Source organism: Streptomyces tricolor (assembly GCF_002155905.1).
Lineage (GTDB): Bacteria > Actinomycetota > Actinomycetes > Streptomycetales > Streptomycetaceae > Streptomyces > Streptomyces tricolor.
Genome location: NZ_MUMF01000287.1, coordinates 1 through 15,924 on the forward strand (window position 1 = coordinate 1; position 15,924 = coordinate 15,924).

A 15,924-nucleotide genomic window follows, 5' to 3' on the forward strand; every position below is an offset into this window, starting at 1 on the left:
AGGGCGAGGGCGACGTACTGCTCGGGTCCGATGCCCCGGCCGATCAGGTGGTGGGCGAGCCGGTTGGCGCGGGTGTTGAGTTCCGCGTAGGTCAGGGTGGCGTCGTCGTGTTGTACGGCGATGGCTTGCGGGGTGCGGGCGGCCTGGGCCTGGAACAGTTCGGGCAGCGTGGTGTCGGGCACGGCGCGCGCGGTGTCGTTCCACTCCCGCAGCAGCAGCCGCCGGTCCTCCTCGGAGAGCACGTCGAGGGTGCTCAGCGGCCGGGACGGGTCGGTGGTCACCGAACGCAGCAGCCGCTCCAGCCGGTCCGCGACCGCGACGGCGGTCTCCCGGTCGAAGAGATCCGTCGCGAACTCCACCGATCCGCTCATGCCGGCCGGCACGCCCTCGTCGTCGACCTGCTCCTCCAGCGCGAAGGACAGGTCGAACTTCGCCGACGCCGCCTCCAGCGGGTGGTCCCGCACGGTGAGACCGGGCAGGTCGACGTCGATGTCACTGCTGTTCTGGAAGGTCAGGATGACCTGGAAGAGCGGGTGGTGCGACAGCGACCGCGCCGGGGCGACGATCTCCACCAGCCGCTCGAACGGCAGCTCCTGGTGGGCGTAGGCGCCGAGGTTCGACTCCCGTACCCGGCCGAGGAGTTCGGTGAACGACGGGTCGCCCGACGTGTCCGTGCGCAGCACCAGCGTGTTCACGAAGAAGCCGACGAGGTCGTCGAGCGCGGAGTCGGTGCGTCCCGCGACGGGCGTGCCGATGGGGATGTCGGTGCCGGCGCCCAGCCGGGTGAGCAGGGCGGCGATACCCGCCTGCACCACCATGAAGACACTCGACTGGTGGTCCCGTGCCAGGCGGGTCAGGTTCCGGTGCGTCTCCGCGTCGAGGGACAGCGGGACCGTCTCGCCGCGGTGGCTGGCCTCGGCCGGACGCGGCCGGTCCGTCGGCAGCTCCAGCTGCTCCGGCAGCCCCGCCAGCGCCGTGCGCCAGTGGTCGATCTGACGCGAGATCACGCTCTCGGGATCGGATTCCTCGCCGAGCACCTCGCGCTGCCACAGGGTGTAGTCGGCGTACTGCACCGGCAGCGGCTCCCACTCCGGGGCCCCGCCCGCACGGCGGGCCGTGTACGCCGCCGACAGATCACCGACCAGCGGCCCCAGTGAGGCGCCGTCGCTGACGATGTGGTGCGCGAGCAGCAGCACCAGGTGGTCGTCGGGGGCCGTGGTGAACACCCAGGCCCGCAGCGGCAGATCACGGGTGAGGTCGAAGGTGTGGCCGACGGCCCCGGCCACCGCCGCGTCGAGGTCCGCCGGGGCGACGGCGACGGCGTCCACGACGGGCCGGGCGGCCTCACCGTCGAGGATGCGCTGGTACGGGGTGCCGTCCGCCTCGGGGAAGACGGTGCGCAGGCTCTCGTGCCGCGCGACCAGGTCCTCGATCGCCGCCCGCAGCGCCGGCACGTCCAGTTCACCGGAGAGACGCAGCGGCATCGGCACGTTGTAGGTGGCGCTGGGGCCCTCCAGCTGGTGCAGGAACCACAGACGCCGCTGGGCGGCGGACAGCGGGATCCGCCCGGGCCGCGGTACGGGGGTCAGGGCGGCGCGGGCCCCGGCGGCCCCGTCGAGACGCTCGGCCAGCCGGGCGGCCGTGGGCGCCTCGAACAGGTCGCGCACGGCCGGCTCGACCCCGAGCACGGTCCGCACCCGGCTGATCAGCCGCATGGCGAGCAGGGAGTGCCCGCCCAGTGCGAAGAAGTCGTCGTCGGCGGAGACCCGCTCCACGCCGAGCACCTCGGCGAAGAGGCCGCGCAGGATGTCCTCGCGGGGCCCGCGGGGACCGCGCCCCGGCCGCGGGGCGGCCGTCGGCGCGGCGGCGGGCGCGGGCAGCGCACGCCGGTCCAGCTTGCCGTTCGGGCTGAGCGGCAGCTCGTCCAGCGGGACCACCGCCGACGGCAGCATGTGGTCGGGCAGTGCCGTCGCCGCCCGGGCCAGCAGCGCCCCCGGGTCGATGGCGGCGGCCGTGGCGCCCACGACGTAGGCGACCAGGCGCCGGTCGCCGGGCCGGTCCTCGCGGACGACGACCGCCGCCGCCCGGACCGCCGGGTCGGCGGCGAGGACCGCCTCGATCTCACCGGGCTCGATGCGGAAACCGCGGATCTTCACCTGGTCGTCGGTGCGGCCGACGAACTCCAGCCGCCCGTCGGCGGTCCGCCGCACCAGGTCGCCCGTGCGGTACATGCGCTCCCCGGGCGCGCCGGACGGGCAGGCGACGAAGCGTTCCGCCGTCAGCCCGGGCCGTCCCGCGTAGCCCCGGGCGAGCTGGGCGCCCGCCAGGTACAGCTCGCCGGGCACCCCGTCCGGCACCGGGCGCAGCGCGGCGTCCAGGATCAGGGCGCGGGTGTTCCACACCGGGCGGCCGACCGGCACCGACGCGGTGTCGCGGGCCGGGTCGAAGCGGTGGTGCGTGGCCTGGACGGTGCACTCCGTGGGGCCGTAGAGGTTGTGCACGTCGACGCCCCAGGTCTCGGCGACGCGCCGCGCCAGCGCGGGCGGCAGCGGTTCACCGCCCGCGAAGACCCGCCGCAGCGGCAGCCGCTCGCCCTCGTCCGTGGCGTCCGCCACGGCCGTCAGCAGCGAGGGCACGAACTGGGCCACGGTCACGCCGTGTTCCTTGACGTACGCCAGCAGCCGCCGCGGGTCGCGCACGGCGTGGTCGGGGGCGACGCAGACCGTCGCCCCGGTGAGCAGCGGCAGCCAGGTCTCCCACACGGAGGCGTCGAACGCGAGGGACGTCCGGGCCAGCACGGTGTCCTCGGGACCGAGCGGGAACGCGTCGGTCATCCACGCCAGATGGTGCACGAGCGCCCGGTGCTCGACCCGCACGCCCTTCGGGCGGCCCGTGGAGCCGGACGTGTAGATCGTGTACACGGGGTGGGCCGGCAGCAGCGGGGCCGTACGCTCCGCGTCGGCGGGGTCGTCCGCCGACCGGGCGGCGAGCGCCGCACGGGTCTCGGGAGAGTCCAGCACCAGCCGTGGAACGGGGCTGCCGACGACCGCGCCGTCCGTCGCCGTGGCCGTGACGACGAGGCCCGGTGCGGCGTCGGCGAGGACGAAGGCGATCCGGTCCGCCGGGTGCCCGGGGTCCAGCGGCAGGTAGGCGGCGCCGCTCTTCAGCACGGCGAGGACCGCGACCACCAGATCGGCCGAGCGGGGCAGCGCCAGCGCCACCAAACCCTCCGGCCCGGCGCCCCGCTCGATCAGCAGCCGCGCGACACGGTTCGCCTCGGCGTTCAGTTCCGCGTACGTCAGCGCCGTGTCCTCGAACACGACCGCCGTCGCGTCCGGCGTCCGGGCCGCCCGCTCCTCGAACAGGGCGACGAGATGCGTGTCCGGCACCTCCCGGACGGGTCCGTCCCCGGCCGGCCGGTGCCGCTCGCCGGCCCCGGTCAGCGGCACCCGCCCCAGCGGGGTGTCCGGAAGCGTGACCATCGACTCCAGCAGCCGCGCCACACGGTCCAGGACGGCGTCCGCGGTCGCCTCGCCGAACAGGCCGGGACGGTGGTCCAGGCGCAGCGTCAGCCGGCCGCCGAGCTGGTCGGCCGCGAGATTGAGGGCGTAGTGCGTGGCGTCCCGGCCGTCGACCTCCGTCAGCCGCAGCCCGGCGACGGGGGTGTCCTCGTCGTCCTCCCCGGCCGGGAAGTTCTCGAACACCATGGTGGTGTCGAACAGGTCGCCGACGCCGGCCAGCTGCTGGATCCGGGACAGCCCCAGGAACTGGTGCGGGAACAGCTCGCTCTGCTCCTCCTGGAACCGTGCCAGGTTGCCGAGCAGTGACCGCGCCGGGTCCAGCCGCGCCCGGACCGGGACGGTGTTGATGAACAGGCCGATCATCGCGTCCGAGCCGGGCAGGTCCGCCGGGCGCGTCGACACCGTCGTCCCGAACACCACGTCGTCGCGCCCGGTCAGATGGGACAGCACGGCCGCCCACGCGCCCTGGACCAGGGTGCTCATGGTCAGCCGCCGGGCCCGCGCCACCGCCGTGAGCCGCGCCGTCAGGTCCTCCGGCAGCTCGCGCTGTACGCGTCGCGGCAGCGCCGGGACCGGGTCGGCCGGCCCTGCCACCCGGGTCGGCTCCCCGACCCCGTCCAACGCCCGCCGCCACGCCCGCTCGGCGGCGGGCACGTCCTGCCGGGCCAGCCACGCCAGGTAGTCCCGGTAGGGGGTGACGGGGGGCAGTCCGGCGGGACTGGCGTCACGCGCGTACAGGGTGAACAGCTCGTCCAGCAGCAGCGGGGTCGACCAGCCGTCGACCAGGATGTGGTGGCAGGTCAGGATCAGGCCGTACCGCTCCTCGCCGAGCCGGGCCAGCGTCATCCGCAGCAGCGGCGGCCGGGCGAGGTCGAAGCGCTCGGCCCGGTCGGCCGCGCACAGCCGCTCCAGCCCGGCCTCCCGCGCCGCCTCGTCCCCGGCGCCGGTCAGGTCCCGCTCCCGCCAGGGCAGCTCCACCGCGCGGTGCACCACCTGGATCGCCCCGCCGTTCCTGCGGGTGCGGAAACCGGCCCGCAGGTTCGCGTGCCGGGCCAGCAGCGCCCCGGCCGACCTCCGCAGCAGACCCGCGTCCACCGCGCCCTCGATCCGCAGGACCAGCTGGACGTGGTAGATGTCGGGCGCCTCCCGGTCGTACAGGGCGTGGAAGAGGAACCCCTCCTGCAGCGGTGCGAGCGGCAGGACGTCCTCGAGTGCGGACTTCGTCTTCACGGCATTTCCAATTCGGCTTCGAGGTCGTCGATTTCGTCCTGGCTCAGCGAGACCAGGGAGAGGTCGGACGGCGTGTGACCGCCCGCGTCGGGGGCCTCGCAGTGCTCGACCAGCGCGGTCAGCGCCGCGAACCAGCCCTCGGCGAGGTCCCGCACGTCCGGCTCGGCCATCAGCCCGTCCGGCCAGTTCCACGTGGCGGTCAGCCGCGGTCCGTCGGCGTGGTCCTCCGTCACCGCGTTGATCACCAGGGCGTGCGTCATCGGCATGCGCGGGTCCTGGCCCGCCGGTGTCTCCGCGTCGGCCACCAGATCCCAGTCCCGCACCGCGGCGCCCTCCGACGCGGCCATGCGGCCCAGGTAGTTGAAGCCGATCTGCGGACCGGCGTGAGCGGCCAGCCGGGGCGCGGTGTCCGGGTTCAGGTGGCGGAGCAGTCCGAAGCCCATGCCGTTGTCCGGCACCGCCCTCAGCTGCTCCTTGATCAGCTTCACCACGCGGCTCAGCTCGGGGCCGCCCGCCAGCACGTCGTCCCAGTCGGGCCGGCCCGGGTCGAGCCGCACCGGGTACAGGCTGGTGAACCACCCCACCGTGCGGGCGAGATCGGTCCCCGGGACGATCTCCTCGCGGCCGTGTCCCTCCAGGTCCACCAGGACCGGTCCGGCGGCCGTGCCCCGGCGCCGCCGCCAGGCACCGACCGCCACCGCCAGGCCGCTCAGCAGCACGTCGTTCACCTTGGCGTGGAAGACGCCCGGCACGGACGTCAGCAGCGGACGCGTGGCCGAGGCCGGCAGGGTGAGGGTGAGCGACCGGGCGCCCGCGCCGAGGTCGCGCGCGGGGTCCAGGGCGCGCTCACCGAGGAGGGGCTCCGCGGTGCCCAGGATCTGCGTCCACAGCTCCAGTTCGGCGATCCGCTCGGGGGAGCGCGCCGCCGTCTCCAGGTGCCGGGCCCATCGCCGCAGCGAGGTGCCGGTGCGTTCCAGCCGTACCGGCGTGCCCGCACGCACCGCGTGCCACGCGGCGACCAGGTCCGGCAGCAGGATCCGCCAGGACACCCCGTCGACGACGAGGTGGTGCAGCATCAGCAGCAGCCGGCCCGGCGTCGCCGGCCCCGCGTCGAACCAGACGGCCTGCACCATGGCGCCGTCCCCCGGGGCCAGCCGGTCCCGGGCCCGGGCGCCCTCCCGCGCCATCAGCGTGTCCAGCGCGGGCCCGGTCAGCCCCTCGGCGCCGACCCGCCGCACGCAGTCCTCGGCGGCGACCTTGCCGACGGGCAGAACCTCCGGCTCCCACACCGGCGGCCCGGAGCCCTCCGCGGGCGGGACCGACGTCACCTTCAGCCGCAGCGCGTCGTGGTGGTCGAGCAGCGCCTGCACCGCCCCGGTCAGGCCGGGCAGGTCGAGGTCCCCGGGTGTCTGCAGGACCAGCGACTGGTTGAACCCGTCCACGGGCGCGTCCAGTTCACGCAGCCAGTGCATGATAGGAGTCGGAGGCAGCGGGCCGACCGCGTCCTCCGCGTTCTCCACGGCGGCCGCGTCCGGTACGTCGGCGGCGTGCGCGGCCAGCGCCTCCACCGTCTGGTGCCGGAACACGTCCCGCGCGGTGACGGCCAGGCCGTGCGCACGGGCCCGGGAGATCAGCTGGATGGAGAGGATGCTGTCACCGCCCAGCTCGAAGAAGCTGCTGGTGACGCCGACCCGGGGCAGGCCCAGCACCTCCGCGAACACCTGGCACAGCGTCTCCTCGCGGGGTGTGCGCGGCGGCGCCACCTCCGCGTCCGCGACGTAGTCCGGCACCGGCAGGGCCGCCGTGTCCAGCTTGCTGTTCGCCGTCAGCGGCAGCGCCCGGAGCGTGACGAACGCCGCGGGCACCATGTAGTCCGGCAGCCGCCCCGCCAGGTGGGCACGCAGCTCACCGGTGTCCGTCCGGGCCGCGCCCGGGAAGCCGTCCGGGCCGTCCTCCCCGGCCGGGACCACGTAGGCCACGATCCGCTTGTCGCCGGGCCGGTCCTCCCGGACCACGACCGCCGCCTGGCCCACCGCGGGATGCGCGGTGAGCGCGTTCTCGATCTCGCCCGGCTCGATGCGAAAGCCCCGCACCTTCACCTGCCGGTCCACCCGGCCGAGGAACTCCAGCTCGCCGTCGGCCCGCCACTTCACCAGGTCGCCGGTGCGGTACATGCGGGTCCCCGGGGTGCCGAACGGGTCGGCGACGAACCGCTCCGCGGTCAGCGCGGGCCGCTGGAGATAGCCCCGGGCCAGTTGCAGCCCGGCCACGTAGAGCTCACCGGGAACACCTGCCGGGACCGGGCGCAGCGCCTCGTCCAGCACGTACACCCGGGAGTTGCGGACCGGGCGGCCGATCGGCGGAGCCACCGGCTCGGACAGCACGTCGCTGGACGTCACCCACACCGTCGCCTCGGTCGGACCATAGCCGTTGAACATGCGGCGGCCCGGTGCCCACCGCGCCACCACCTCGCCGGTGAAGGAGTCACCGCCGACGGCCAGCGACCGGAGTTCGGGCAGCGCGGTCTCCGGCATGCTCGCCAGCGCCGCCGCCGCGATCGGCATGTGGTTGATCCGCAGCTCCCGCAGCGCGTCCGCGAGCGCCTCGCCCGCGAACGGCCCGCCCGACGGGATCACCAGGCACGCCCCGGACAGCAGGGCCAGCCACATCTCGAGCACCGACGCGTCGAAGCTGGGCGACGCGAACTGCGAGACCCGGTCGCCCGCGGCGACCCCGCAGCGCTCGATCTTGTCGGCGGCGAAGCTCGCCATGCCGGCGTGCTCCACCACCACGCCCTTGGGGCGGCCCGTGGAACCGGAGGTGTAGATGACGTACGCCGGGTGCCCGAGCAGCAGTGCCGAGGCGCGGTCGGCGTCCGACGGGTCGTGCTCCGGCCCGTCCGGACAGGCCACCGGCAACACCGGCACCTCTGTCCGGGGGAGCCGGCCGGCGGTCGCCTCGTCCGTCACCACCAGCGCGGGCCGGGCGTCGTCGAGCATGTACGCCACCCGGTCCGCCGGGTAGCCGGGGTCGACGGGCAGGTAGGCGGCGCCCGCCTTGAGGGCCGCCAGCACGGCGACCACCAGGTCGGCGGAGCGCGGCAGCGCCAGGGCGACGATCCGCTCCGGACCAGCGCCGCTGCCGATCAGCCGGTGCGCGAGACGGTTGGCCCGCCGGTTCAGCTCCGCGTACGTCAGCACCTCACCGTCGTGCTCCACGGCCGGGGCCTGCGGATGCCGGGCCGCACAACGCTGGAACAGCTCCGGCAGCGTGGCGGCCGGCGTGTCGTGACCGGTGGCGTTCCACTCCACGAGCAGCCGCTCGCGTTCGTCCGCGGCGAGCACGTCGAGCGCACCGAGCGGACGGGTGGCGTCCGCGACCGCGGAGCGCAGCAGGCGCTCCAGCCGGGCGGCCAGCTCCCGGGCGGTGGCCGGGTCGAAGAGGTCCGTGGCGAACTCGACGGTGCCCGTGAGCCCGGCGGGCGCCCGGTCCTCGGTGTGCAGCTCCTCCATGTTGAACGCGAGGTCCATCCGGGCGGCCCCGGTGTCGGCCTCGTCCAGCTCGACCGTGAGGCCGGGCAGCCGCACGGTCGCCTCGTCGGTGTTCTGCAGGATCAGCATGACCTGGAACAGCGGGTGGTGCGCCGTCGACCGGACCGGGTTGACGACCTCCACCAGCCGCTCGAAGGGCACGTCCTGGTGGGCGTAGGCCGACAGGTCGGTCTCCCGGACCCGGGCGAGCAGCTCCGCGAAGGAGGGGTCGCCCGAGGTGTCGGTGCGCAGCACGAGGGTGTTGACGAAGAAGCCGACCAGCCGGTCCAGCGCCTCGTCGACCCGGCCCGCGACCGGCGTGCCGATGGGAATGTCCGTGCCCGCGCCGAGCCGCGTCAGCAGCGCCGCGAGCCCGGCCTGCAGCACCATGAACACACTGCACTGGTGCTCCCGCGCCAGCCGTACGACCGCGGTGTGCAGCTCGGCGTCCCACGCGAAGCCGACCCGGTCGCCGTGATGGCCGGCGACCGCCGGACGCGGCCGGTCGGCGGGCAGCTCCAGCTGGTCGGGGATCCCCGCCAGCGCCGCCCGCCAGTACACGACCTGACCGGACAGCAGGCTGTCCGGGTCACCCTCGTCACCGAGTGCCTCCCGCTGCCACAGCGTGTAGTCCGCGTACTGCGCGGGCAGCGGCTCCCACTCGGGCGCCCGCCCGGCCAGACGGGCCGTGTAGGCGGCCGCCAGGTCGTCGCCGAGCGGCGCGAGGGACGCGCCGTCACAGGCGATGTGGTGGGCCAGCAGGAGCAGGGTGTGCTCGTCCGGCGCCGTCTCGAACAGCCAGCTGCGCAGCGGCGGCTGCGCCGTCAGGTCGAAGGCGTACCGTGCGGCTCCGGACACCCGCCCGTCCAGGTCCTCGGGACCGCAGCGGACCACCTCGAACACCGGGCGCGCCGCGTCCCCCTCCAGCACCAGCTGGTACGGGGTGCCGTCCCGCTGCGGGAACACGGTGCGCAGGCTCTCGTGCCGGGTCACCAGGTCGGCGAGCGCGGCGTGCAGCGCGGCCACGTCCAGCTCGCCCGACAGGTGCAGCACCAGCGGCACGTTGTACGTCGGGCTCGGCCCCTCCAGCTGGTGCAGGAACCACAGCCGCTGCTGGGCGGACGACAGGGGGACGAGGTCCGGCCGCCTCACCGGCCGCAGCGGTGCGCGGCGCGCCGCGCCCGCCTCGTCCAGCCGCCCGGCCAGCGCCGCGGGCGTCGGCGCCTCGAACAGGTCCCGCAGCGCAAGTTCCGCGCCGAGCGCGGTGCGGACCCGGCTGGTCAGCCGGGTGGCGAGCAGCGAGTGGCCGCCCAGCCGGAAGAAGTCGTCGTGCACGCCGACCTCGTCGAGGCCCAGCACCTCGGCGAACAGCCCGCACAGCAGCTCCTCGCGCGGGCCGCGCGGACGCTGGGGTCCCCTGGCACGCTCGGCGGCGGGCGCGGGCAGCGCACCGCGGTCCAGCTTGCCGTTCGGGGTCAGCGGGAAGGAGTCGAGCAGCACGAACGCGGACGGCACCATGTACTCCGGCAGGGTGCGTGCCACCCAGGGCCGCAGCTCCTCCGGGCCGGGACGCTCCCCGCCCGCGCGGGGCACCGCGTACGCCACGAGCCGCTGGTCGCCGGGCCGGTCCTCGCGGACCGTCACCACCGCCTGGCCGACCCCGGGATGGCCCAGCAGCGCCGTCTCGATCTCGCCCAGCTCGATACGGAAGCCGCGCACCTTCACCTGGTGGTCGACCCGGCCGACGAACTCCAGCTGCCCGTCGGCCCGCCACTTCACCAGGTCGCCGGTGCGGTACATGCGGGTCCCCGGCGCGCCGTACGGGTCGGCGACGAACCGCTCGGCCGTCAGGTCCGGCCGCCCCCGGTAACCGCGCGCCACGCCGTGGCCGGCGATGTACAGCTCGCCCGGCACACCCGCGGGCACCGGCCGCAGCGCCGCGTCCAGCACGTACACCCGGGTGTTGGCGACCGGCCGCCCGATCGGCGGCGTGCCGTCCGCGCCCACCGCGGCGGACGCCGACCAGATGGTGGTCTCCGTCGGCCCGTACAGGTTGGTCACACCGGCCGCCGTCCCGGCCAGCCGGTGCGCCAGCGGCGCGGGCAGCGCCTCCCCGCCGACCAGGACCCGCAGGCCGCGCACCGCCTCCGGATCCTCGTCGACCAGGCTCCGCCACAGCGACGGGGTGGCCTGCATGACGGTCGCCCCGGACGCGCGGACCAGGCCGGCGAGCAGCCGGGTGTCCCGGACCTCGTCGGCGGTGGCCAGCACCACCGTTGCACCGGACACCAGCGGCAGGTACAGCTCCAGACCGGCGATGTCGAAGGCGACGGTGGTCACCGCCAGCAGCCGGTCACCGGGCGCCATCCCGGCGCACCGGTCCATCGCCGTGAGGAAGTTGACCAGGTTCCCGGCGGTGACGACGACACCCTTGGGGCGGCCGGTCGAACCGGAGGTGTAGATGACGTAGGCGGGACTCGCCGCCGAGGCCCCCGCCGGCAGCTCGGCCGCCGTGAGGTCGGTGCCGGACAGCCCGTCCGGCCCGCCGGCCTCGTCGCCGACGACCAGCAGCCGGTCCCCGTCGACCGGCAGCCGCTCCGCGAGTTTGGCGGAGGTGAGGACACAGACGGGTGCGGCGTCCTCCAGCACGTACGCGATCCGGTCGGCGGGATACTCCGGGTCCAGCGGCAGGTAGGCCGCACCGGTCTTGGCCACGGCCAGCAGCGCCACCAGCAGCTCCGGGCCGCGCGGCAGCGCCACCGCGACATGGCGCTCCGGCCCGACGCCCCAGGTCAGCAGCCGCCGCGCCAGGCGGTTGGCACGCGCGTTCAGCTCCCCGTAGGACAGCCGCACGTCACCGCACACCACCGCCTCCGCGTCGGGCACGGCGGCCGCCCGTGCCTCGAACAGCCGGGGCAGTGTCTGCGCCGGCACCTCGCACGCGGTGTCGTTCCAGGTGACGAGCTGCCGCCGCCGCTCCTCGGCGGACAGCACCGGAAGCTCCCCGACCGGCCTCGCCGGATCCGCGACGGCCGCGCGCAGCAGCCGCTCCAGCCGATCGGCGAGCGTCGTCACCGTCTCGGGATCGAACAGTTCGGCGGCGAACTCGACGTCCACGGCGATGCCCTCGCAGCGGCCCGTGGCGCCGATCCGCTCCTCCAGTTCGAAGGACAGGTCGAACTTCGACACCCCCGTGCCGACGCCGTCCAGTTCGGTGCGCAGCCCCGGCAGCTCCAGGTCCGCCTTGGCGTTGTTCTGCAGCACCAGCAGGACCTGGAACAGCGGATGGCGGGCCATCGACCGGATCGGGTTGACGATCTCCACCAGCCGTTCGAAGGGCACGTCCTGGTGGGCGTAGGCGGCGAGGTTCGTCTCCCGGACCCGGGCGAGCAGTTCGGTGAAGGAGGGGTCGCCGGAGGTGTCGGTGCGCAGCACCAGGGTGTTGACGAAGAACCCGACCAGGTCCTCCAGCGCGTCGTCGGTGCGGCCGGCGACGGGCGTGCCGATCGGGATGTCCGTGCCCGCGCCCAGCCGGGTCAGCAGGGTCGCCAGGGCGGCCTGGAGCACCATGAACACGCTCGACCGGTGCTCACGGGCCAGCCGGGTGATCCCCTCGTGCAGTTCCGCGTCCCAGAACACGCCGATCGCGTCGCCCCGGTACCCGGCGACCGCCGGGCGGGGCCGGTCGGCGGGCAGCTCCAGCTGGTCCGGCAGCCCCGCCAGCCGCTCACGCCAGTAGGCGACCTGCTCGCTGATCAGGCTCTCCGGGTCGTCCTCCTCGCCGAGCACCTCCCGCTGCCACAGCGTGTAGTCCGCGTACTGCACCGGCAGCGGCTCCCACTGCGGGGCGCCGCCCCGGGCGCGGGCCGCGTACGCCACCGACAGGTCCCGCGTCAGCGGGGCGAGCGAACCGCCGTCCGCCGCCACATGGTGCACGAGCAGCAGCAGCACGTGCTCCCGCGGTGCCAGCTCGAACAGCCAGGTGCGGACCGGCACCTCCGACGTCAGGTCGAAGGTGTGCCGGGCCGCCGCGGCGAGCAGCCCGTCCAGCTGCTCCCGGTCGGCACGCACCAGCTCGACCTCGGACCGGGCCTCCTCGGCCGGCAGGATCCGCTGGTACGGCGTGCCGTCCTGCTCCGGGAAGACGGTCCGCAGGCTCTCGTGCCGCTCCATCACGTCACGGACGGCGCCGCGGAGGGCCTCGACGTCCAGGTCCCCCGTCAGCCGCAGTTGCAGGGGCAGGTTGTAGGTGGCGCTGGGTCCCTCGAACTGCTGAAGGAACCACAAGCGTCGCTGGGCGAACGACAGCGGAATCATGCTCACTCCCCCGACCTCGGCATCGGCCGCAGGGCCGGCCGGACTCTCTTTTTCCTCGCACCGGTGACGTGCGCGTTCAGCGCGGCCACCGTGGGTGCCTCGAACACGGCGCGGATGGGCAGTTCGACACCCAGTTCCGCGCGGACCTGGTTGACGAGCCTCGTCGCGAGCAGGGAGTGCCCGCCCAGGTCGAAGAAGCTGTCGTCGATGCCGACCCCGGGGAGCCCCAGCACCTTCGCGAAGATCGCGCACAGGCTCTCCTCGCCGGGGTCTCTCGGCTGCCGGGAGGACACCGCGGCCGCGGTGCCGGGAACCGGCAGCGCGCGCCGGTCCAGCTTGCCGTTCGGCGTCAGCGGCAGCGCGTCGAGGACGACGAACGCGGACGGCACCATGTGGTCGGGCAGCCGCCCCGCCGCGTGCGCCCGCAGGTCGGCGGCCTCCGGCGCGGCGCCGTCGGCCGGGACCACGTAGGCCACCAACCGCTGGTCGCCGGGCCGGTCCTCGCGGACCAGCACCGCGGCGCCGCGCACGCCCGGATGGGCCGCCAGCACACTGCTGATCTCGCCGGGCTCGATCCGGAAACCGCGCAGCTTGACCTGGTCGTCGGCGCGGCCCAGGTACTCCAGCCGCCCGTCGCCGCGCCACCGGGCGAGGTCGCCGGTGCGGTACATGCGGGTCCCGGCCGGACCGAACGGGTCGGCGACGAACCGCTCCGCCGTCAGCCCCGGCCGGTCCAGGTAACCGCGGGCCAGTTGGGCGCCCGCCACGTACAGCTCGCCCGGCACCCCGGCCGGGACCGGCCGCAGCCGTTCGTCCAGCACGTACACCCGGGCGTTCCAGATCGGGTGCCCCACCGGGGCCGTGTCCGGCCAGTCGGCGACCTCGCCCGGGAAGGTGTACGAGGTGGCCGCGTGCGTCTCCGTGGGCCCGTAGTGGTTGTGCAGCCTGCGCGGCCGCCGCACGGCCAGCGCGCGCAGCGCGTCACCCAGCACCAGGGCCTCACCGGCCTGCGCGATGTCGGTCAGCTCGGGCAGGTCCAGGCCCTGCGCGGCCGCCTCCTCGCTCACCGCGCCGATCACCAGGTTCGGCGCGTACAGCTCGTTCACCCGCTGTTCGTCGAGCCAGCGGGCGAACGCCGCCGGGTCCCGGCGCACGTCGTCGTCGGGCACGACCAGCGTGCTGCCGTGCAGCAGCGCCGACAGGATCTCCTGCACCGACACGTCGAAGCTGACGGCCGTGAACTGCGCGACCCTGCGCCCCGGCCCGCCCGGGATGGACCCGCGGTGCCAGGACAGCAGGTTGACCAGCGCCCCGCCCGGCATGACGACACCCTTGGGCCGGCCGGTGGATCCGGAGGTGTAGATGACGTAGGCCGGGTGGGCCGGCAGCAGCGCCGTGACCCGGTCGGCGTCCGTGGGCGTGCGGTCCGGCCGCCCGTTCAGGGCGGCGACGGTCCCGGGCTCGTCCAGGAGCAGCCGCGGCAGGGCGCCGGTGTCGGGCAGTGCCGCCGCCGTCCGTCCGTCGGTCAGCAGGCACGCGGGCGTCGCGTTCCGCAGCATGTACGCCACCCGCTCCGCCGGGTAGCCCGGATCGACCGGCAGATACGCGGCGCCCGCCTTCAGGACGGCGACGATCGCCACGACCAGCTCCGCCGAGCGGGGCAGCCCGATGGCGACGTACCGCTCCGGGCCGATGCCCCGCGCGATCAGTTCGTGCGCCAGCCGGTTGGCCCGCGCGTCGAGGTCCCGGTAGGTCAGCGCGACCGTGCCGTCCTCGACGGCCACGGCGTCCGGAGTGCGGGCGGCCTGAGCCGAGAGCAGCTCCGGCAGCGTCTCCCGCGGCACCTCCCGGGCGGTGTCGTTCCAGTCGGCAAGCACCCGCAGCCGCTCCGGCGGCGAGAGCAGGTCCGCCTCGCCGACGGGGCGGGACGGGTCGGCCACCACCGCCCGCAGCAGCCGCTCCCAGCGGGCGGCCAGCTCCCGCGCCGTGTCCCGGTCGAACAGGTCGGTGGCGAACTCCAGCGCGCCCGTGATCCCGGCGGCCCGGCCGTCCTCGTGGTGCCGCTCACCCATGTGGAAGGTCAGGTCGAACTTGGCCGCGAAGGCGTCGAACTCGGCGTCGGAGACGGCGAGTCCCTCCATCGCGAAGTCGCCCTCGACCTTGTTCGCCAGCACCAGCATCACCTGGAAGAGGGGATGGTGGGCGAGTGACCGGGTGGGGTTGACGATCTCGACGAGCCGTTCGAAGGGCACGTCTTGGTGGGCGTAGGCGGCGAGGTCGGTCTCCCGGACCCGGGCGAGGAGTTCGGTGAAGGAGGGGTCGCCGGAGGTGTCGGTGCGCAGCACGAGGGTGTTGACGAAGAACCCGACCAGGTCCTCCAGCGCGTCGTCGGTGCGGCCGGCGACGGGCGTGCCGATCGGGATGTCGGTGCCGGCGCCGAGGCGGGTGAGGAGGGTGGTGAGGGCGGCGTGCAGGACCATGAACACGGTGACCTGGTGTTCGCGGGCGAGCCGGACGATGCTCTCGTGCAGGTCGGCGTCCCAGGTCAGGGGCACGGTGGCGCCCTGGTGTCCGGCGACCGCGGGGCGGGGCCGGTCGGTGGGCAGCTGGAGTTGCTCGGGCAGGCCGGCGAGGGTGGTGCGCCAGTGGTCGATCTGGCGGGAGATCAGGCTGTCGGGGTCGGATTCCTCGCCGAGCAGCTGGCGTTGCCACAGGGTGTAGTCGGCGTACTGCACCGGCAGTGGTTCCCAGTCGGGGGCACGGCCGGCCCGGCGCGCGGCGTAGGCCACCGACAGGTCGTGGGCCAGCGGGTCGGTCGACCAGCCGTCACTGGCGATGTGGTGGGCGAGCAGCAGCAGCACGTGCTCGTCCGGTCCGAGGACGAACAGCGTCGCCCGCAGCGGGATCTCCGTCGCCAGCTCGAAGGCGTGCGCGACCGCCCGCGTCAGTGCCGCGTCCAGTGCGGTGGCGTCCAGCTCCACCACCTCGACCACCGGCCGCGCGGCGTCGCCGTCCCGGATGTGCTGGTACGGCGTGCCGTCCGCCTCGGGGAACACGGTCCGCAGGCTTTCGTGCCGCTCGACCAGGTCGCCCAGCGCCTCGCGCAGGGCGGAGAGGTCCAGTTCGCCCTTCAGCCGCAGCGCCAACGGCACGTTGTACGTGGCGTTCGGGCCCTCCAGCCGCTGCAGGAACCACAGCCGTCGCTGGGCCGGGGACAGCGGGATGCGGTCAGGCCGCTCGGCCGGCGCCAGGGGCATGCGCGCCCCCGCGGAGGGCGAGGCCAGCCGGCGGGCCAGCGCGGCCGCCGTCGGTGCTTCGAAGAGGTC

3 protein-coding genes are annotated in these 15,924 nt (G+C 74.8%); all 3 read right to left on the reverse strand.

Annotation, left to right across the window (positions count from 1 at the left end; translation table 11 throughout):
* Positions 1 to 4,751 (reverse strand): non-ribosomal peptide synthetase (locus CCN44_RS21000; protein ID WP_158103132.1); only part of this gene is annotated, 4,751 nt, incomplete at its 3' end.
* Positions 4,748 to 12,598 (reverse strand): non-ribosomal peptide synthetase, encoded by a 7,851-nt coding sequence (locus CCN44_RS21005; RefSeq protein ID WP_086698555.1) that lies wholly within the window; start codon positions 12,596 to 12,598, stop codon positions 4,748 to 4,750. The genes CCN44_RS21005 and CCN44_RS21000, both read right to left, overlap by 4 nt.
* A gap of 2 nt (positions 12,599 to 12,600) precedes the next feature.
* Positions 12,601 to 15,924, reverse strand: a 3,324-nt coding sequence (locus CCN44_RS21010) for a non-ribosomal peptide synthetase (protein WP_143649890.1), incomplete at its 5' end; no start/stop codon positions are given.